The organism is Kitasatospora phosalacinea (assembly GCF_000717185.1).
Taxonomy (GTDB): domain Bacteria; phylum Actinomycetota; class Actinomycetes; order Streptomycetales; family Streptomycetaceae; genus Kitasatospora; species Kitasatospora phosalacinea_A.
In genome coordinates this window covers 106,089-124,062 of record NZ_JNYE01000001.1, presented here as the reverse complement: position 1 = coordinate 124,062, position 17,974 = coordinate 106,089, and the positions used below count along the sequence as shown (strand labels likewise).

Annotated in this window: 22 protein-coding genes; 20 read left to right on the top strand and 2 right to left on the bottom strand. The window is 73.2% G+C overall.

Annotation, left to right across the window (positions count from 1 at the left end; genetic code table 11):
• Nucleotides 1–55: 55 nt before the first annotated feature.
• The 16 genes from OO57_RS00570 to OO57_RS00500 all read left to right on the top strand — a co-directional run bounded on the left by OO57_RS00570 (nt 56) and on the right by OO57_RS00500 (nt 11,972).
• A complete protein-coding gene (locus OO57_RS00570) occupies nt 56–340 on the top strand; it encodes a WXG100 family type VII secretion target (RefSeq protein WP_033250195.1) in 285 nt (94 codons plus the stop codon).
• A 127-nt stretch (nt 341–467) separates the two neighbouring features.
• Nucleotides 468–2,033 carry a hypothetical protein gene (locus OO57_RS43425; protein ID WP_033250194.1) on the top strand — a complete coding sequence of 522 codons (1,566 nt, stop codon included), beginning with the start codon at nt 468–470 and terminating at the stop codon, nt 2,031–2,033.
• Nucleotides 2,034–2,046: 13 nt separating this feature from the next.
• Complete coding sequence (locus OO57_RS00560) at nt 2,047–2,475, top strand: hypothetical protein (RefSeq protein ID WP_033250193.1); 429 nt, start codon at nt 2,047–2,049, stop codon at nt 2,473–2,475.
• Between the two features lie 71 nt (nt 2,476–2,546).
• Nucleotides 2,547–2,954, top strand: coding sequence for a hypothetical protein (locus tag OO57_RS00555; RefSeq protein ID WP_158714990.1), 408 nt, complete (start codon nt 2,547–2,549; stop codon nt 2,952–2,954).
• Nucleotides 2,955–3,006: 52 nt separating this feature from the next.
• Nucleotides 3,007–3,360: a histidine triad nucleotide-binding protein gene (locus tag OO57_RS00550; RefSeq protein ID WP_033250191.1), complete on the top strand. Its 354-nt coding sequence runs from the start codon at nt 3,007–3,009 to the stop codon at nt 3,358–3,360.
• A 3-nt stretch (nt 3,361–3,363) separates the two neighbouring features.
• A complete protein-coding gene (locus OO57_RS00545; RefSeq protein WP_033250190.1) occupies nt 3,364–4,281 on the top strand; it encodes a ribonuclease Z in 918 nt (305 codons plus the stop codon).
• Nucleotides 4,282–4,521: 240 nt separating this feature from the next.
• Nucleotides 4,522–5,625, top strand: a complete 1,104-nt coding sequence (locus tag OO57_RS00540) for a PhoH family protein (RefSeq protein WP_033250189.1) — start codon at nt 4,522–4,524, stop codon at nt 5,623–5,625.
• Between the two features lie 14 nt (nt 5,626–5,639).
• Nucleotides 5,640–6,134, top strand: a complete 495-nt coding sequence (ybeY, locus tag OO57_RS00535) for an rRNA maturation RNase YbeY (protein ID WP_033250188.1) — start codon at nt 5,640–5,642, stop codon at nt 6,132–6,134.
• A 13-nt stretch (nt 6,135–6,147) separates the two neighbouring features.
• Complete coding sequence (locus tag OO57_RS00530; RefSeq protein ID WP_051776279.1) at nt 6,148–7,479, top strand: hemolysin family protein; 1,332 nt, start codon at nt 6,148–6,150, stop codon at nt 7,477–7,479.
• A gap of 177 nt (nt 7,480–7,656) precedes the next feature.
• On the top strand, nt 7,657–7,896 hold the full coding sequence (locus OO57_RS00525) for a hypothetical protein (protein ID WP_033250278.1): 240 nt from the start codon (nt 7,657–7,659) through the stop codon (nt 7,894–7,896).
• Nucleotides 7,896–8,435: a DUF4383 domain-containing protein gene (locus OO57_RS00520; RefSeq protein ID WP_051776277.1), complete on the top strand. Its 540-nt coding sequence runs from the start codon at nt 7,896–7,898 to the stop codon at nt 8,433–8,435. Before OO57_RS00525 ends, OO57_RS00520 begins: the two co-directional genes overlap by 1 nt.
• Nucleotides 8,436–8,534: 99 nt before the next feature.
• Nucleotides 8,535–9,524: an aldo/keto reductase gene (locus tag OO57_RS00515; protein ID WP_033250187.1), complete on the top strand. Its 990-nt coding sequence runs from the start codon at nt 8,535–8,537 to the stop codon at nt 9,522–9,524.
• A 130-nt stretch (nt 9,525–9,654) separates the two neighbouring features.
• Nucleotides 9,655–10,008, top strand: coding sequence for a cytidine deaminase (locus OO57_RS00510; protein ID WP_033250276.1), 354 nt, complete (start codon nt 9,655–9,657; stop codon nt 10,006–10,008).
• Nucleotides 10,009–10,088: 80 nt separating this feature from the next.
• Nucleotides 10,089–10,250: a hypothetical protein gene (locus OO57_RS43420; RefSeq protein WP_158714989.1), complete on the top strand. Its 162-nt coding sequence runs from the start codon at nt 10,089–10,091 to the stop codon at nt 10,248–10,250.
• 47 nt (nt 10,251–10,297) lie between these two features.
• Nucleotides 10,298–11,227 carry a GTPase Era gene (era, locus tag OO57_RS00505; RefSeq protein ID WP_081973380.1) on the top strand — a complete coding sequence of 310 codons (930 nt, stop codon included), beginning with the start codon at nt 10,298–10,300 and terminating at the stop codon, nt 11,225–11,227.
• Nucleotides 11,228–11,258: 31 nt separating this feature from the next.
• Nucleotides 11,259–11,972, top strand: coding sequence for an alpha/beta fold hydrolase (locus OO57_RS00500; RefSeq protein WP_033250185.1), 714 nt, complete (start codon nt 11,259–11,261; stop codon nt 11,970–11,972).
• 71 nt (nt 11,973–12,043) lie between these two features.
• On the opposite strand, the gene OO57_RS00495 is transcribed toward OO57_RS00500, so the two are convergent.
• On the bottom strand, nt 12,044–12,310 hold the full coding sequence (locus OO57_RS00495) for a protealysin inhibitor emfourin (protein ID WP_033250184.1): 267 nt from the start codon (nt 12,308–12,310) through the stop codon (nt 12,044–12,046).
• Nucleotides 12,311–12,706: 396 nt separating this feature from the next.
• Here OO57_RS00495 and leuA point away from each other — a divergent pair, with 396 nt between their 5' ends.
• The 4 genes from leuA (at nt 12,707) to OO57_RS00475 (ending at nt 17,335) form a co-directional block, all read left to right on the top strand.
• A complete protein-coding gene (leuA, locus tag OO57_RS00490; RefSeq protein ID WP_033250183.1) occupies nt 12,707–14,491 on the top strand; it encodes a 2-isopropylmalate synthase in 1,785 nt (594 codons plus the stop codon).
• Between the two features lie 467 nt (nt 14,492–14,958).
• Nucleotides 14,959–15,504, top strand: coding sequence for a TerB family tellurite resistance protein (locus tag OO57_RS00485; protein WP_324606758.1), 546 nt, complete (start codon nt 14,959–14,961; stop codon nt 15,502–15,504).
• Nucleotides 15,505–15,758: 254 nt separating this feature from the next.
• Nucleotides 15,759–16,505 carry a DNA repair protein RecO gene (gene recO / locus OO57_RS00480; protein ID WP_033250275.1) on the top strand — a complete coding sequence of 249 codons (747 nt, stop codon included), beginning with the start codon at nt 15,759–15,761 and terminating at the stop codon, nt 16,503–16,505.
• Nucleotides 16,506–16,507: 2 nt separating this feature from the next.
• Nucleotides 16,508–17,335: an isoprenyl transferase gene (locus OO57_RS00475; RefSeq protein ID WP_033250181.1), complete on the top strand. Its 828-nt coding sequence runs from the start codon at nt 16,508–16,510 to the stop codon at nt 17,333–17,335.
• 199 nt (nt 17,336–17,534) lie between these two features.
• On the opposite strand, the gene OO57_RS00470 is transcribed toward OO57_RS00475, so the two are convergent.
• Nucleotides 17,535–17,957 carry a Fur family transcriptional regulator gene (locus tag OO57_RS00470; RefSeq protein WP_033250180.1) on the bottom strand — a complete coding sequence of 141 codons (423 nt, stop codon included), beginning with the start codon at nt 17,955–17,957 and terminating at the stop codon, nt 17,535–17,537.
• Between the last annotated feature and the right edge of the window lie 17 nt (nt 17,958–17,974).

Sequence of the window (17,974 nt, the reverse complement as noted above, 5' to 3'; positions counted from 1 at the left end):
TAGGGTGCACGCAGTGACGACCGGGGGGGGAGCGTTGGGAACACCGGATTTCAGCGTGGACCACGAGGCGCTGGAGGAGTGCGGCCGGAAGCTGGAGCGGGCCGGGGACGACCTGGAGTCGGCGGGCGGCGGGCTGGAGTGCCTGGGCGAGTTCACGGCCGCCCGGGTCGGCGACTACGGCGTGGCCGACGCGGCGGGCAACTTCTTCGCCTCCTGGCGGGACGAGCGGCTGCTCAACGTCGAGGCCCTGCACGAACTCGCCGACAAGGTGCGGCGCAGCGCCGCCAACTACCGCGACACCGACCACGCGGTGGCCGGATCGCTGACCCGGCAGTGGTGAACCGCCCGCGCCGGTCGGGGTGCCCGCGCCGGTCGGGGTGCCCGCACCGGTCGCTGCGCGGGCGCCGGCCGGGGTGCGGGCGCCGGAGGAAGCAACCCGCCACCGCGGAGGGGGAGTCGGCACGCCGATGAAGACGCACCGGGAACAGGTCGAGTCGCTCGACCGCGCCATCGCCGCCGCGCACGGGATGTGGGGCGCGGGCGACCTGAAGGAGGCCGTGGACGCGGCCGTCCGGCTCCCCGGGCCCGCGGGCAGCCCCGACGCGCTCGACAACCTGGGCCGGGCCTGCGTCGACGCCGCCGCCCGGGTCTCCGAGGTCTGGCTGGCGGTGGCCGGCGTCGGCTCCGGCGAACTCCCCGAGGCGTGGACCGGACGGGTCGGCGAGACCGCGGCCGAGGTGGTCAGGGCCTCCGCCGACGACCTGGACCGGATGGCCCGGGCCTACCAGCAGGCCGGGCGGCGGCTGCTCGAACTGTGCGACGTGCTCGACCGCGCCAGGGCCCGGCACGACGCGGCCCGCGGCCCGCTGTTCCACGCCTCCGGCCTGCTCGCCGACCTCACCACCTGGGAGGGCCTGCCCGACCCCGCCTCCTGGGACGACGACCGGATGCACGAGGCCAAGGCCGCCGCCCGGGAGGGCGTCGCCGCGATGCTCGACGCCGCGCAGCAGGCCGAGGAGGCCGGGCACCGCGCCGCCGCCGAACTCAACCGGCTCGCCGCCGGGGCCGAGGCCGCCCGGCTGCGGGCCCGGGGCCTGAGCGCCGCCGACCGCCTGACGCTCACCGGCACCACCGCCCTCGGCGACCTCAACCGCATCCTCGGCCCCGAGGACGCCGCCCGCGCGGGCCGGTCCCTGGACCGCCTCGGCCCCGCCGACCGGCAGCGGATGGACCGCCTGCTCGCCGACTCCGGCTCGCCCCAGGAGCGCGCCTACCTGCTGAAGGCGCTGGCCGCGGGCCACGGCGTCGACGAGGTCGCCGCCTTCGACCGGCAGATCCACGACCACGGCGCCGACCCGCACTGGCTGGGCGACCGGCTCAGCCCCGTCCGGCTCGACTCGGCCGCCCCCGCGGCCGGCATCGACCACCTCCGGCCGGTCGGCGAGCCGGGCGCCCGCTGGCAGCAGCCCGACGCCGCCCCCACCTGCGTGGCCGCCTCCACCGTCACCATGCGGGCGATGGCCGACCCGGTCTACGCCCTGCAGCTCACCACCGGCGGCCACCCCGGCGACCCGCGGTACGACAACCGGGACGCCTTCACGCAGCGGCTGACCGCCGAGCAGAACCGGGTCTACCGGGGCAGCCGGGAGTGGTACCAGGACCTGCCGCTGGTCGGGCGGGACGGCCTGAGCGACGGCCAGTCCCGGGACGTGATGAACGAGGAGGTCGGCGCGGTCACCGGCACCGAGTACCGCAACGTCGACCTCGGCGGCCAGGACGCCCGGCGCGACGTGCTGATCGACGTGGAGAAGGCCGTGGACGGGGGCCGGCCCGTCCCCGTGACCATCCGCGGCGGCGACCAGGGCCACCAACTGATGATCATCGGGCACAGCGGCGACCAGCTCCAGGTCTACAACCCGTGGGGCTACACCGTCTGGATCACCGAGGACGACTTCGTGCACGACCGCATGGGCAGCACCCTCGACCAGCCCTCCCCGATGGACACCGCCACCAGCGTCCGCCTACCGAAGTGAGCCGAGCACCCCGATGAACAGCCCCGCGCCCCCGCCCGGTCGGACGGACGCCGAACTCGCCGCCCTGGACGTGCCCGCGCTGCTGCGCTTCGGCCTGCCCGCGGACGGGCCGCACCGCCGGGCGCTGTTCGCCGACGGGGCGGTGGCCGCCGCGCTGCTGGCCGAACGGTGCGAGGTGCCCCCGTACGCCGTCTCCTACCTGTCCGAGGTGGTCCGGGCCGCCGGGCTCCGGGCCGCCGCCGGGCTGCCGGAGCCGCTGGTCGGCCCCGGCGCGGCGGAGCTCGCCGGGGAGTGGCTGGCCGGGGCCGCCGCGGTGCTGGACGCCGACGACGCGGCCGCCGGGGCCCTGGTGGCCGACTGGCTGGAGGCGGTCGCCGCGCTCCTCGAACTGCGCCGCACGGGCCGCCCGGGCCGCCCGGGCGGACCCGGGCGCCGCGGGTGAGCGCGGCGGGGGCGGTGCGGACCGTACGCCCGCGGGCGTCGCGGGCGCCGCGGGCGTCGCGGGCGCTGCGGGTGACCAGGGGGCGGGCCGCCTGGGCGGCGGTGCTGCTGGTGCTGGTGGTGCCGCTCTGGGGGGAGGGGCGGCGGACCAACCACGGCCGGGTGTTCCCCTCGGACGTCCGGGAGGTCACCGTCCGCCGCGGCCAGGTGTTCTCGCTGCACTGGAAGCTGGCCGTCCAACCGGGCACCGAGCACCGGACGGTGGGCCCCCCGCCCGACCCGGGGGTGGTGGTCCCCACCGGCACCGACCGGGTCCGCGGCAACCCGCGCTACCTGGGCGACGGCGGCGAGCTGTACCTGGTGTTCCGGGCGGTGGGCCGCGGCACCACCGAGCTGACGGTCGACAACTGCTGGGAGTCCTGCGGGGACTTCGACCGGGAGTACCGCGAACACCGGACCTACCGGATCGTGGTGCGCTGACCGCTGTAAGGTCGTGGCACCAGTGACGGAAACCCAGGAAGGAGCGCGGGAGATGGCCGGCGAGCCGCAGGCGGACTGCGTGTTCTGCAAGATCGTGTCGGGGGACATCCCGGCGACCGTGGTGCGCAGGACCGACCGGACGCTGACGTTCCGGGACATCAACCCGCAGGCGCCCACGCACCTGCTGGTCATCCCGCGGGTGCACCACCCCAACGCGGCCGAACTGGCCGCCGCCGAACCGGGGATCGCGGCCGAACTCCTCGTCGAGGCGGGCGCCGCGGCCGGGGACGACGGCCTGGAGTCGTACCGGCTGATCTTCAACACCGGTGCGGACGCCGGACAGACCGTGTTCCACGCGCACGTGCACGTGCTGGGCGGCGAGCCGCTCACCGAGGGGCTGGTCTGAGCGTTGTCGCAGCGTGAACTCGTCGTCCTCGGCACCGCCAGCCAGGTGCCGACCAGGCACCGCAACCACAACGGGTACCTGCTGCGCTGGGACGGCGAGGGGCTGCTGTTCGACCCCGGGGAGGGCACCCAGCGGCAGATGCTGCACGCGGGGGTGAGCGCCACCGGGATCAGCCGGATCGCGGTGACGCACTTCCACGGCGACCACTGCCTGGGCCTGCCCGGCATCGTCCAGCGGATCAACCTGGACCGGGTCCCGCACCCGGTCGACGCCTACTACCCGGCCTCCGGGCAGGAGTTCTTCGACCGGCTGCGGCACGCCAGCGCCTACCACGCCACCGCCGAGATCCGCGAGCGCCCGATCACCGCCGCGGGCCCGCTCGACGCCCCCGGCGCCCCGTTCGAGCTCGCCGCGGTGCGGCTCTCCCACCCGGTGGAGTCGTTCGGCTACCGGGTGACCGAACCGGACGGCTTCCGGCTGCGCCCCGAGAAGCTGCGCGAACTCGGCCTGCGGGGCCCCGCGGTGGGCGTGCTGCAGCGCGAGGGCCGGATCGAGCTGGACGGGCGGACGGTCACCGCCGAGCAGGTCGGGGAGGTCCGGCCCGGCCAGCGGTTCGCCTTCGTGATGGACACCAGGCTCTGCGACGGGGTGCACGAACTCGCCGAGGGCGCCGACCTGCTGGTGATCGAGGCGACCTTCCTCGACCGGGACGCGGCGCTCGCCGAGGAGCACGGCCACCTGACCGCCGCCCAGGCCGCGCGGGTCGCCGCCCGGGCCGGGGTGCGCACCCTGGTGCTCACGCACTTCTCGCAGCGCTACCCCGACCTCGCCGAGCACCTCGCGGAGGCCCGCAGGCACTTCGACGGCACGGTCACGGTCGCCGAGGACCTGGCCAGGATCCCCGTCCCGCCGCGCCGCTGACCGCCGTTGACCGCCACCGACCGCCGCCGCACCCGCAGCCCGGGCCGCAGCCGGGCCGCCGTCCGGCCCGCCGTTCCGCCCGGACGTGCGGAAAACCGCTCGCACATCCGGGCGGGAGACCCCACCATCGAAGCCGCCGCGCCGCTCCGGCGGACACCCGCGCGGCGTACCCTGGTGACCCGGAGAGCCCGAGCCACACGACACGACGGATTGGGATGAGGCAGGCCGCAGCGCCGACCCATGACTGACACACCGCAGACCCGCACCGACGGACAGCGGCGCCCCGACGAGGCGTCCACCAGCACCCGGATCGTCATTCCGGAGAAGCACCCGATGGTCACCCTGCTGGGTGCGGCCGACTCGCTCCTGCGAGTGATCGAGGAAGGCTTCCCGGGAGCCGACATCCACGTCCGCGGAAACGAGGTGACGGCCACCGGCACGCCCGCCGACGTCGCGCTCGTCAAGCAGCTCTTCACCGAGATGATGCTGGTGCTGCGCACCGGCCAACCCCTGACGGAGGACGCCGTGGAGCGCTCCATCAGCATGCTCAGGAGCGCCGCCGAGGACCCGGCCCACCCGGCCCCGTCCGAGGTGTTCACGGCGAACATCCTGTCCAACCGGGGCCGCACCATCCGCCCCAAGACGCTCAACCAGCAGCGCTACGTCGAGGCGATCGACAAGCACACCATCGTCTTCGGCCTCGGCCCGGCCGGCACCGGCAAGACCTACCTGGCGATGGCCAAGGCCGTGCAGGCGCTGCAGGCCAAGGAGGTCAACCGGATCATCCTGACCCGGCCGGCCGTCGAGGCGGGGGAGCGGCTGGGCTTCCTGCCCGGCACCCTCTACGAGAAGATCGACCCGTACCTGCGCCCGCTCTACGACGCGCTGCACGACATGATGGACCCCGACTCGATCCCGCGGCTGATGGCGGCCGGGACGATCGAGGTGGCCCCGCTCGCGTACATGCGCGGCCGCACCCTGAACGACGCCTTCATCATCCTCGACGAGGCGCAGAACACCTCGCCCGAGCAGATGAAGATGTTCCTGACCCGCCTGGGCTTCAACTCCCGGGTGGTCGTGACCGGCGACACCAGCCAGATCGACCTGCCGGGCGGCACCCGCTCCGGCCTCAAGGTGGTCCAGGAGATCCTCGCCGACGTGCCCGACATCCACTTCTCGGTGCTGACCAGCACCGACGTGGTGCGGCACAAGCTGGTCGGCCGCATCGTGGATGCGTACGAACGCTGGGACGCCCGGCAGGAGGCCGAGGAGTCCGGCGACCGCAAACCCGTCCAACGGCGGGGCGCCCGGGCGCCCCGGCAGTCCCATCGCACCGAAAGCTGAGTACTGAGCCCTCCATGTCGATCGACATCGCCAACGAGTCCGGGTGGGACGTCGACGAGGAGTCCATCCTCGACGTCGCCCGCTACGCCCTCGACAAGATGCGGATCCATCCGCAGTCCGAGCTCTCCGTGATCCTCTACGACAGCGAGTCGATGGCGGAGCTGCACGTCCAGTGGATGGACCTGCCAGGACCGACCGACGTGATGTCCTTCCCGATGGACGAGCTGCGTCCGGGCAAGGAGGGCGAGGACCTGCCGGAGGGCCTGCTCGGCGACATCGTGCTCTGCCCCGAGGTGGCGAAGCAGCAGGGCCTGGCCGCCCCCACCGAGCACTCGATGGACGAGGAGCTGCAGCTGCTCACCGTCCACGGGGTGCTGCACGTGCTCGGCTACGACCACGAGGAGCCCGACGAGGAGCGCGAGATGTTCGCCCTCCAGAAGCGGATCCTGGACGACTGGCGGGCCGGCCGCGGCCTGTCCGGCCTGTCGCCCGCGCCGACCGTCCACTGAGGGCCGGCCCGCTGTGAGTGGTGAGAGTACGAGCTTCCTGATCGGCGCGCTGCTGCTGGTCGGCCTCGGCTGGCTGGCGGCGTGCGCCGAGGCGGGCATCTCCCGGATGTCCCGCTTCCGGGCCGAGGAGGCGGTCCGCTCCGGGCGGCGCGGCTCCGACCGGCTGCTGACCCTGGCCTCCGACAACATCCGCTACCTCAACCTGGCGACGCTGATCCGGGTCGCCAGCGAGATGGGCGCCGCGGTGCTGGTCACCGTGGTGTGCGTGCGCAGCTTCCAGCAGACCTGGCAGGCCGTGCTGGTGGCGTTCGGCGTGATGGTGCTGGTGTCCTTCGTCGCGGTCGGGGTCTCCCCGCGCACGATCGGCCGCCAGCACCCGCTGAGCACCGTCACCGCCGCGTCCTACGTGCTGCTGCCGCTGGCCCGGATCCTCGGGCCGATCCCGCGCCTGCTGATCCTGCTGGGCAACGCGCTGACGCCCGGCAAGGGCTACAAGGAGGGCCCGTTCGCCTCCGAGGCCGAACTGCGGGCCCTGGTCGACCTCGCCGAGAAGGACGACCTGATCGAGGACGAGGAGCGCCGGATGGTGCACTCGGTCTTCGAGCTGGGCGACACCATCGTCCGCGAGGTGATGGTGCCGCGCACCGACCTGGTGATGATCGAGCGGCACAAGACCGTCCGGCAGACCCTGACCCTGGCGCTGCGCTCCGGCTTCTCGCGGATCCCGGTGGTCGGCGACAACGAGGACGACGTGGTCGGCATCGTCTACCTCAAGGACCTGGTGCGCCGCACCCACATCAACCGGGACGCCGAGTCCGACCAGGTCGACTCGGTGATGCGCCCCGCCGTGTTCGTCCCCGACTCCAAGCCCGCCGCGGACCTGCTGCGCGAGATGCAGCAGATGCGCTCGCACGTCGCCATCGTCATCGACGAGTACGGCGGCACCGCCGGGCTGGTCACCATCGAGGACATCCTGGAGGAGATCGTCGGCGAGATCACCGACGAGTACGACCGGGAGATCGCCCCCGTCGAGGACCTCGGCGACGGCTCCTACCGGATCACCGCCAGGCTCACCGTGGAGGACCTCGGCGAGCTGTTCGGGATCGAGCTGGACGACGAGGACGTGGAGACCGTCGGCGGGCTGCTGGCCAAGTGCCTGGGCCGGGTGCCGATCCCCGGCTCCTCCTGCGAGGTGCCGGTGCCGGAGGGCAGCGGCCTGGCCGCGATCGGCCTGACCGCGGAGAGCTCGGCGGGCCGGCGCAACCGGATCGGCACCGTGGTGGCCACCCCGGTGCGGACCGCCGCCCGGGAGGACGAGGAGCCGGCCGAGGAGGCCGCCTCCTAGCGCCCGGGCCGGCCCGGCGGGCAGCCCCGGGCGTGGCCGTCCGCGCGCTGTTCGGACGGGCCTGGACGGCCCTGGACGGGCCCTTGGACGGGCTGTCCCAATCGGTGGTGCCGGTTGGGACGGTTCGGCCCGGGGCCCGTTTGCGGTGCCGCCCCGGGCGTGCGCACCGTGGAAGACATGGCACATCTACTGCGCGCGGAGTACGGCCCGAGCGGGCCGGCCGGCGGGGTGGCCAGGTGGCACGTGGTCCGTGCCGTCGACCCCTCGCACGGCATGTGCGGCGCCGAGATCGCCTCGGACGCCGAGAGCAGGCCGGAGGAGGCCTGGGGCACCGGGCTGCACTGCTGCCAGCAGTGCGGGTCGCTGTACCTCCACGAAGTGCCGTTCCTCCGGTCCGACCACGCGGGGAGGACCTGATGAGACTGCACGACGAACTCCCGGTCGACCACCGGCTCGGCACGGTCTACCGCTACGGCGCGGGCCTGTGCGGGCTGTTCCTGGTGGTGTTCGGCATCCTCGGCCTGACCGGGGCCCACCCGGGCTTCCTGGACACCTCCGGCAAGGAGGTGATCGGCCTGTCCAGCAACGGGGCGCTGAGCGTGCTGTCGCTGGTGGCCGGCGGGATCCTGATCCTGGGCGCCGTGATCGGCGGCAACACCGCCTCCAACATCAACATGGTCATGGGCGTGCTGTTCGTGCTGGCCGGCTTCGTCGGCCTGATGGTGCTGGACTCCAGCGCCAACCGGCTCGCCTTCCACATCTCCAACGTCATCTTCAGCTTCGTGTTCGGCTTCGTGGTGCTGACCTTCGGTATGTACGGCCGGGTCAGCAGCCACCTGCCGCACGACAACCCGTACTGGAAGGAACGGCACTCCGGCGGCAACACCCGCCCGGACGGCCCGCCCGCCCTGGTGAAGGTGCTCCGCCCGGGTCCGCCCGACCCGTCCGGGCACTGACCCGGAAGGCATTGATCACTTCGTCGTAGAGTAGGACCGCCCAGGCCCGACGGACCGTCAGATCCGTCGGGCCGCAGTCTGCTTGGAGGGGGAACGACGATGACGGAACGCACGCTCGGAGCGCTGGTCAGCTCGCCGGTCGGGTTCGGGGCGATGGTGCTCTCGCCCGGCATGTACGGCGAGACCGACGAGCAGCGCGGGCAGGACGCGCTGCGGGCCGCGATCGACGCCGGGGCCCGGATGATCGACACCGCGGACGGCTACGGCGCCGACGGGCACAACGAGCAACTGGTCGGCCGGGCCGTCCGGGAGCGCCGGGACGAGGTGGTGCTCGCCACCAAGTTCGGCTTCCGGGTGCCGGAGGGCGCCGAGGCGCACCGCTTCCCGGTGCACTTCGCGTTCGGCGAGCTGGCGGTGAACTGCGAGCCCAAGCACGTGCGCGGCTACGCGGAGCAGTCGCTGCGCAACCTCGGCACCGACGTGATCGACCTGTACTACCCGCACTTCCCGGACCCGCAGGTGCCCTTCGAGGACACCGTCGGCGCGGTCGCCGAACTGGTCGCCGACGGGCTGGTCCGGCACCTGGGCGTCTCCAACGTGACGGCCGCGCAGCTGCGGGCCGCGCACGCGGTGCACCCGGTGGCGGCGGTGCAGACCCAGTGGTCGATGTGGCAGCCGGTCGACCCGGAACTGCTGGCGGCCGCCCGCGAACTGGGCATCGGCGTGGTCGCCTGGAGCCCGCTCGGCGGCGGCTTCCTGACCGGCACCGTGCAGCAGCTCGGCGAGGGCGACTTCCGGCAGCACCAGGCCCGCTTCTCCGCCGAGAACCTGGCCGCCAACAACGACCGGTACGCCCCGCTGCGCGCCATCGCCGCCGAACTCGGCGTCACCCCCGGCCAGTTGGCGCTGGCCTGGCTGCTGTACCAGGACGACCACGTGGTGCCGATCCCGGGCAGCCGGACCCCGGCGCACATCGCGGAGAACCAGGCCGCGGCCGACCTGGTGCTGGACGCCGCGACGCTGGGCCGGATCGACGCGGCGCTCGCCGAGTTCGCGCCCGCGGGCGAGGGGGCGCTGCTCAAGGGCTGAGCGGGGCCGTGCGCGGGCACCCGGCCTGGGCTGCCGGGGCCCCCGCCGGGTCGGCCCGGGTGTGCGGCCGGATCGGCCGGGGTGTCCGGCCGGGTCGGCCCGGGCGAGCGGCCTCACTATGCTCGGGGCCATGACCGAGATTTCCGAGCTGGACCCCGAGGACAAGAAGATCATCACGCTGGCCCGCTCGGCCCGCGCCCGCAACGGCGTGGCCGAGGGGGCCGCGGTCCGGGACGAGACCGGGCGGACGTACGTGGCCGGGACGGTGGCCCTGGAGTCGCTGGAGCTGACCGCGCTGCAGACCGCGGTGGCGATGGCGGTGGCGAGCGGGGCGAAGGGCCTGGAGGCGGCCGCGGTGGTGTCCGAGGCGGACGCCCCGGCGGCGGGTGACCTGGCCGCCGTGCGGGACCTGGGCGGGGCCGGGACGCCGGTGCTGCTGGCCGGGCCGGACGGGGTGCTGAAGCTGGCCGCCGCGGCGGAGTGAGGCCGTCGTCCGCTCTTCCGCCGGGCCTCTCGGGTGCGATAATCGCACCGGCCGGGGTCGGTCCCGGCGGGGGAGGGGACATGGGCGTCGCGGCGTTCTTCTGCGGACTGCTGCTCTGCGTCATGGGTTTCGGGCGCTGGCACGAGACCGGATCCCCCTGGTGGCTGGCCGGAACCCTGGTCCTGCTGGCGCTCGTCGTGGTCGGCGCGATCACCGGCGGCGGCGGGAAGAAGACCGGCTGACCGCCCAATGACCGGGGCGGCCCCCGCGATCGGCGACAATGGGTGCCATGAATGCCCCTTCCTCCCCGTACCGCTCCGGGTTCGCGTGTTTCGTCGGCCGTCCCAACGCGGGCAAGTCGACCCTGACCAACGCCCTGGTCGGGACGAAGGTCGCGATCACCTCCGACCGCCCGCAGACCACCCGGCACACCGTGCGCGGCATCGTGCACCGCCCCGACTCCCAGCTCGTGCTGGTGGACACCCCCGGGCTGCACAAGCCGCGCACCCTGCTCGGCGAGCGGCTCAACGACCTGGTCCGCACCACCTGGGCCGAGGTCGACGTGATCGGCTTCTGCGTGCCCGCCGACCAGAAGCTCGGCCCCGGCGACAAGTTCATCGCCAAGGAGCTCGCCGAGATCCGCAAGACGCCGAAGGTCGCGATCGTCACCAAGACCGACCTGGTCGACTCCAAGCGGCTCGCCGAGCAGCTGATCGCCGTCCACCAGATGGGCGCCGAGCTCGGCATCGAGTGGGCCGAGATCATCCCGGTCTCCGCCGTCGGCGACCAGCAGGTCGAGCTGGTCGGCGAGCTGCTGACCAAGCTGCTGCCCGAGGGCGTGCCGCTGTACCCGGACGGCGACCTCACCGACGAGCCCGAGCAGACCATGGTCGCCGAGCTGATCCGGGAGGCCGCGCTGGAGGGCGTGCGCGACGAACTGCCGCACTCGCTGGCCGTGGTGGTCGAGGAGATGATCCCGCGCGAGGGCCGCCCCGCCGACCGACCGCTGCTGGACATCCACGCCAACGTGTACATCGAGCGGCAGAGCCAGAAGGCCATCGTGATCGGCGCCAAGGGCGCCCGCCTCAAGCACGTCGGCACCACCGCCCGCAAGCAGATCGAGGCGCTGCTGGGCACCCCGGTCTACCTGGACCTGCACGTCAAGGTGGCCAAGGACTGGCAGCGCGACCCCAAGCAGCTGCGTAAGCTCGGCTTCTGACGGGTCGTCACAAGGGGAGGGACCGGCCGGGATGGAACTGCACACCCACGAGTGGGGCGGGGGCGGGCGCACCGCCCTGCTGGTCCACGGCATCCAGGCCGACCACCGCACCTGGCGGGTGATCGGGCCCGCGCTCGCCGAGCGCGGCTACCGGGTGCTCGCCGTCGACCTGCGCGGCCACGGCGCCTCCCCGCGCGGCCCCGGCGCGACGGCCGCCGAGCGGTACGGGCCCGAGCAGTTCGCCCAGGACCTGGTCGACACCCTGCCCGCCGGGGCGGACCTGGCGATCGGCCACTCGATGGGCGCGCTCGCGCTCTGGCGGGCCGTCGAGCGGCTGAAGCCCGCCCGGGCGGTCTACAGCGACCCGGCCTTCGTCTACGACCGCCCCGGGCTCGGGCCGGAGCCCTTCGTCAGCTTCAAGCGCTTCGGGACCAGGCAGTTCATCACCACCATGCACCCCGACTGGGCCGCCGAGGACGTGGACGCCGAGCTCGCCTCCCTCGCGCTCTGGGACACCGACACCGCGGTCGGCCTGTGGTCGCACCCCGGGCTGTCCGTGCTGCCGGGCGCCCCGGTCGTCCCCTCGCTGGTCCAACTCGCCGACCCGAGCGCCCTGGTGACCGGGGTGGAGGCCGCCGAGCTGCGCCGCCGCGGCTTCGAGGTGCGCACCGTGCCGGGGGCCGGGCACTGCATCCACCGGGACGACCCCGCGGGCTTCCTGGCCTCGCTGGACGGCTGGATCTGAGCCCGTGGGGCCCGCGGGCCCCACGGGGCCCCGTGCCCCGTGCCCTGTGCTCCGTGCCCCGGCCGGGGCTTTCAGGCCCCCTCGCGCAGCACCAGGCCGACCAGCTCGCGCTGGGAGTCGGTGAGCTTCGGGTCGGCGCAGTGGACGGTGCGGCCGTCGACGGTGATCTCGTAGTGGAAGCCGTCCGGCACGCCGTACGCGGGCGTGCGCAGCCCCCCGGCCACCGCCTCGCGGGCCAGGGCGTGCACGTGCGGGGCGTCCGGACGCTCCTCGGTGTCCATCTCGGCATACCGGAGCAGCCCGGCGAACCCGCCGGTGCGGGTGACCTGGATACGCATGGTTGTCAGTGTGCTACGCAACGGAGGGGTTTGCCGAGGCTTTTCACCAACTCCCCGCAGCCGGTCCGCCGTCGGCGGGAGGTCGGCGGGAGGCCGGCGGGAGGCCGGCGGGCACCGGTCCGCCGCCCGCCGGGCGTCTCAGTGGGTGGGATCGTGGCAGGGCTCACTGCGCCGGCCCCGTCCGTCTTGTTACAGTGGCGGCATCATGCGTATCCGGCTGCTTCTTCTTAGCTGCCGCGGCGAGGGCCTGTAGTCCAGTCAAGGCCGGCCCCCCTCGCCGCGGGGAGTCGTGTTGCGCCCAGTGTGATCTTTCGCGGCGCATTCAGTCGGCCGAGTCGGGTGTCCTCCATCCCCCGACCGCAGACCGCCTTCGACAACGGAAGCCGAGAGCTCACCATGACCGAACAGTCCTCCGTCGCCCGCGCGTTCATCGACCGCCCCACCCCGATCACCGCCGCCACCGTGCAGCAGAAGCCCTCGGGGATGCCGTTCCAGCGCTACGTGCCCTTCGGCGCCGTCGACCTGCCGGACCGGACCTGGCCGAGCAAGGTCATCACGCAGGCCCCGCGCTGGCTGTCCACCGACCTGCGCGACGGCAACCAGGCGCTGATCGACCCGATGTCGCCGGCCCGCAAGCGCAAGATGTTCGACCTGCTGGTGAAGATGGGCTACAAGGAGATCGAGGTCGGCTTCCCGTCGTCCGGCGCCACCGACTTCAACTTCGTCCGCTCGCTGATCGAGGAAGGCGCGATCCCCGAGGACGTCACCATCTCGGTGCTGACCCAGGCCCGCGAGGACCTGATCGAGCGCACCGTCGAGTCGCTGAAGGGCGCGCCGCGGGCCACCGTCCACCTGTACAACGCGACCTCGCCGCTGTTCCGCCGGGTGGTGTTCAAGGCGAGCAAGGACGACATCAAGGCCATCGCGGTGGACGGCACCCGGCTGGTGATGGAGTACGCCGAGAAGATCCTGGGCGACGAGACGGTCTTCGGCTACGAGTACTCGCCGGAGATCTTCATCGACACCGAGCTGGACTACGCGCTGGAGGTCTGCGAGGCGGTGATGGACGTGTGGCAGCCCGGCGAGGGCCGCGAGATCATCCTGAACCTGCCGACCACCGTCGAGCGCTCCACCCCGAACGTCTACGCCGACAAGATCGAGTGGATGTCGCGGAACCTGTCGCGCCGCGAGTTCGTCTGCCTGTCCACCCACCCGCACAACGACCGCGGCACCGGCGTCGCCTCCGCCGAACTGGCCGTGATGGCCGGCGCCGACCGGGTCGAGGGCTGCCTGTTCGGGCAGGGCGAGCGCACCGGCAACCTGGACCTGGTCAACGTCGGGATGAACCTGTTCTCCCAGGGCGTCGACCCGATGATCGACTTCTCCGACATCGACGAGATCCGCCGCACCGCCGAGTACTGCAACCAGATGCCGGTGCCCGAGCGCCACCCCTACGCGGGCGACCTGGTCTTCACTTCCTTCTCCGGTTCGCACCAGGACGCGATCAAGAAGGGCTTCGACGCCCTGGAGGCCGACGCGGCCGCCGCGGGCGTCCCGGTCTCCGAGCACACCTGGGGCGTTCCCTACCTGCCGATCGACCCGAAGGACGTCGGCCGCAGCTACGAGGCGGTCATCCGGGTCAACTCGCAGTCCGGCAAGGGCGGCATCGCCTACGTGCTGAAGAACGACCACAAGCTGGACCTGCCGCGCCGGATGCAGATCGAGTTCTCGAAGATCATCCAGGCCAAGACCGACGCCGAGGGCGGCGAGGTCACCCCCGCCGACATCTGGGCCGTCTTCCAGGACGAGTACCTGCCGACCCCGGCCAACCCGTGGGGCCGGATCTCGCTGAGCGGCTCCCGCAGCCTGACCACCGAGGACGGCCGCGACGCGCTGAGCACCGAGGCGGTCGTCGACGGGACCCTGGTCACCCTGACCGGCACCGGCAACGGCCCGGTCTCCGCGTTCGTCAACGCGCTGGCCTCGATCGGCGTGGACGTCCGCGTCCTGGACTACGCCGAGCACGCGCTGAGCGAGGGCGGCGACGCGCAGGCCGCCGCGTACGTCGAGTGCGCCGTCGGCGACAAGGTGCTGTGGGGCGTGGGTGTGGACGGCAACACCGTGCTGGCCTCGCTGAAGGCCCTGGTCAGCGCCGTCAACCGGGCCGAGCAGCGCGGCTGACGCCGCCCCGCGCTCCCGCGTCCTCGGAGGGGGCCCGCCACCGGCGGGTCCCCTCCGCGCTTCTGCGGGCCGCGCCCTTGAGGGTCTCCCGCCTTTCCCGCAAAGGAGATTGACGGGTCATCAGGAGATGTCCGGCCCGTGGTGCGGGGCTCGGGGCGGTGTCGCCGACCGGATGTGGCCCCGGTCACAAATTTTCCCCTCGGCACCCGTTCAGGGTGCTGACACGAGCCGGTAACCGTGGCAACATCGTCGGACCGGAACCGGGGTCGGTGGGACGACGTCGGCGTCCGGTCGCGTGACCTGCCCATTGATGTGCAGGCCGCCTGCCATGTCTGGGGAGTGGCGCCGTGACAGGGTTGTGGGGTGTTCGCCCTCGGTGGCGGACGGATGTCCTCGGTGAATTCTTCTGCCCGGGCTGTGGTGGAGACCGCAACTACCGTCGGCAGCACGGCCGACGGTGGCTGCGGTTGCTCGGGACGCCGGTCCTGCCGCTCGGCGGCGTGGTCCGCGGCGTCCAGTGCACCTCCTGCCGCGCCCGCTACGGGGTCGACGCCCTGGAGCAGTTGACCTCGGTCCGGCTCGGCGCGATGCTCCGCGACGCCCAGTACACCATCGCCCTGGCCGCGCTCGCCGCCGGTGGCACCGCCGGGCGCAGCGGACGCGAAGCGGCCTGCGCGGTGATCAAGGAGGCCGGGTTCGACGACTGCGGCGAGGCCCAGGTGCTGGCCGCGCTCGCCGCGCTCTCCGGCCACGGCGGCGGCGAACCGATCGACGTGGACGTCGAGGGCGGCGGACTCGCCGTCGAACTGCACGCCGCGCTCGAACCGCTCGCCCCGCACCTCGCCGTCCAGGGCCGCGAACGACTGCTCACCCTCGGCGCGATGGTCGCCCTGGCCGACGGCCGCTACCTCCCGCAGGAGCGGGCCGCGCTCGCCGTGGTCGGCCGCTGCCTGCGCCTCACCACCCCGCAGGTCGACCAGCTGCTGGAGGCGGCCACCCGCGCCTCGCACTGACCCGTCCCTCCTTCCTTCCGTCTCCCGCCTCCCGCCTCCCGCCTTCTCTCCTTTCCGTCCGCACCACCCACGAGCCGGGCCCGAAATCCCCCCTCCCGGGCCCGCCGTGTCCCGCACCGCACGGGTGAAAGCCCCCACAACCCCGGTGCGGGCTCACGGCTGCGCGCCGCCGCCTCTGCTGTCTCCGCCGCTTCTGCCGCTTCTGCCGCCGTCCGGCCGGGTTGTCGGCGGGGTGCGGGACAATGGGTTCCACCATGAGTCTCTTCCGCGACGACGGCATCGTGCTGCGCACCCAGAAGCTCGGCGAGGCCGACCGGATCATCACCTTCCTGACCCGCCAGCACGGCCAGGTGCGGGCGGTGGCCCGGGGAGTGCGCCGGACCAAGTCGAAGTTCGGCGCGCGCCTCGAACCGTTCTCGCACGTCGACATCCAGTTCTTCAGCCGCGGCAGCGAACTGGTCGGCCGCACCCTGCCGTTGTGCACCCAGGTGGAGACCATCGCCCCCTACGGCGCCCGGATCGTCGACGACTACGCCCGCTACACCGCGGGCACCGCGATGCTGGAGACCGCCGAGCGCTTCGCCGAGAACGAGGGCCAGCCGGCCGTCCAGCAGTACCTGCTGCTGGTCGGCGCCCTGCGCACGCTGGCCGCCGGCACCCACCAGTCGCACCTGGTGCTGGACGCCTTCCTGCTGCGCTCGCTCGCCGTCAACGGCTACGGCGCGAGCTTCACCGACTGCGCCCGCTGCGGGCTGCCCGGCCCCAACCGCTTCTTCTCGCTCCAGGCCGGTGGCGTGCTGTGCGGCGACTGCCGGGTGCCCGGAAGTGCCGTACCCTCCCCTGAGACACTGGTACTGCTCGGCGCGCTGCTCTCCGGAGACTGGCAGACCGCCGACGGCTGCGAGCCGCGGTACTGGCGCGAGGGCAGCGGGCTGGTGGCCGCCTACCTGCAGTGGCACCTGGAGCGGGGCATCCGCTCGATGAGATACGTGGAGAAATGAGCATGGTCGCGCGACGGCTGTTCGGCAGCAAGCGGACGTACGAGGCCCCGGCCCCGCACCCGAGCGGTGCCAAGCCGCCGAAGATCCCCGGTGAGCTGGTCCCCAACCACGTCGCGGTGGTCATGGACGGCAACGGCCGCTGGGCCAAGGAGCGCGGCCTGCCCCGCACCGAGGGCCACCGGGTCGGCGAGGGCGTCGTCCTGGACGTGCTGCGCGGCTGCCTGGAGGTCGGGGTCAAGAACCTCTCGCTGTACGCGTTCTCCACCGAGAACTGGAAGCGCTCCCCGGACGAGGTGAAGTTCCTGATGAACTTCAACCGGGACGTGATCCGCCGCCGCCGCGACGAGATGGACGCCATGGGCATCCGGATCCGCTGGGCCGGCCGGATGCCGCGGATGTGGAAGAGCGTGGTCCAGGAGCTCCAGGTCGCCCAGGAGCAGACCAAGAACAACGACGCGATGACGCTGTACTTCTGCCTCAACTACGGCGGCCGGGCCGAGATCGCCGACGCCGCGCTGGCGATCGCCCGCGACGTCGCCGCCGGGAAGCTCAACCCGGAGAAGGTCAACGAGAAGCTGTTCGCCAAGTACCTGTACTACCCGGACATGCCGGACGTCGACCTGTTCCTGCGCCCCAGCGGCGAGCAGCGCACCTCCAACTTCCTCGCCTGGCAGTCCGCCTACGCCGAGCTGGTCTTCCAGGACGTGCTCTGGCCGGACTTCGACCGCCGCGACCTGTGGCGCGCCTGCGAGCAGTACGCCCGCCGCGACCGCCGCTTCGGCGGGGCGCTCCCCAACGACGTCAACGCCGAACTCCCGCCGCAGCGCTGACCGGCCCGCCGCGCGGGCCCACCTGCCGCACGGGCCCGCGCGGCAGGTGGGCCCATGCGGTGCGGGCGCGTGCGGTGGGGCCCGTGTGATGTGCGCCCGTGCGGCGCGGGACGGCCGAGGGCCCGGATCGGACTGCTCCGATCCGGGCCCTCGCTGCTGCCGGGGCCGGGGCGGCGCACGCCGCCCGGTCGCCGTGCGGCTACTCCGCCTGCTGCTGCTTGGCGGCGCAGTCGCCGCAGGTGCCGAAGATCTCCAGCGTGTGCGCGATGTCGCTGAAGCCGTGTTCGGCGGCGACCGCGTTGGCCCAGCGTTCGACCGCGGGGCCCTCGACCTCGACGGTCGCCCCGCAGTGCCGGCACACCAGGTGGTGGTGGTGCCCGCTGCTGCACCGCCGGTAGACCGCCTCGCCCTCGGCGGTGCGCAGCACGTCCACCTCGCCGGCCTCGGCCAGCGACTGCAGCGTGCGGTAGACGGTGGTCAGACCCACCGAGTCGCCCCGGTGCTTGAGCATGTCGTGCAGTTCCTGCGCGCTGCGGAAGTCCTCAATCTCGTCCAGGACCGCCGAGACGGCGGTGCGCTGCCGAGTCGATCGCGCGCGCGGCGACGGGCCTGCGGTTGTCACCGTGGGTCCTCCTGCTG

Coding starts and splice junctions, on each gene's coding strand:
- OO57_RS43425 (WP_033250194.1), top strand. CDS start 468: ATGAAGACGCACCGGGAACAGGTCGAGTCGCTCGACCGCGCCATCGCC.
- OO57_RS00560 (WP_033250193.1), top strand. CDS start 2,047: ATGAACAGCCCCGCGCCCCCGCCCGGTCGGACGGACGCCGAACTCGCC.
- OO57_RS00550 (WP_033250191.1), top strand. CDS start 3,007: ATGGCCGGCGAGCCGCAGGCGGACTGCGTGTTCTGCAAGATCGTGTCG.
- OO57_RS00540 (WP_033250189.1), top strand. CDS start 4,522: ATGACTGACACACCGCAGACCCGCACCGACGGACAGCGGCGCCCCGAC.
- ybeY (WP_033250188.1), top strand. CDS start 5,640: ATGTCGATCGACATCGCCAACGAGTCCGGGTGGGACGTCGACGAGGAG.
- OO57_RS00525 (WP_033250278.1), top strand. CDS start 7,657: ATGGCACATCTACTGCGCGCGGAGTACGGCCCGAGCGGGCCGGCCGGC.
- OO57_RS00520 (WP_051776277.1), top strand. CDS start 7,896: ATGAGACTGCACGACGAACTCCCGGTCGACCACCGGCTCGGCACGGTC.
- OO57_RS00515 (WP_033250187.1), top strand. CDS start 8,535: ATGACGGAACGCACGCTCGGAGCGCTGGTCAGCTCGCCGGTCGGGTTC.
- OO57_RS00510 (WP_033250276.1), top strand. CDS start 9,655: ATGACCGAGATTTCCGAGCTGGACCCCGAGGACAAGAAGATCATCACG.
- OO57_RS43420 (WP_158714989.1), top strand. CDS start 10,089: ATGGGCGTCGCGGCGTTCTTCTGCGGACTGCTGCTCTGCGTCATGGGT.
- era (WP_081973380.1), top strand. CDS start 10,298: ATGAATGCCCCTTCCTCCCCGTACCGCTCCGGGTTCGCGTGTTTCGTC.
- OO57_RS00500 (WP_033250185.1), top strand. CDS start 11,259: ATGGAACTGCACACCCACGAGTGGGGCGGGGGCGGGCGCACCGCCCTG.
- OO57_RS00495 (WP_033250184.1), bottom strand. CDS start 12,310: ATGCGTATCCAGGTCACCCGCACCGGCGGGTTCGCCGGGCTGCTCCGG.
- leuA (WP_033250183.1), top strand. CDS start 12,707: ATGACCGAACAGTCCTCCGTCGCCCGCGCGTTCATCGACCGCCCCACC.
- recO (WP_033250275.1), top strand. CDS start 15,759: ATGAGTCTCTTCCGCGACGACGGCATCGTGCTGCGCACCCAGAAGCTC.
- OO57_RS00475 (WP_033250181.1), top strand. CDS start 16,508: ATGGTCGCGCGACGGCTGTTCGGCAGCAAGCGGACGTACGAGGCCCCG.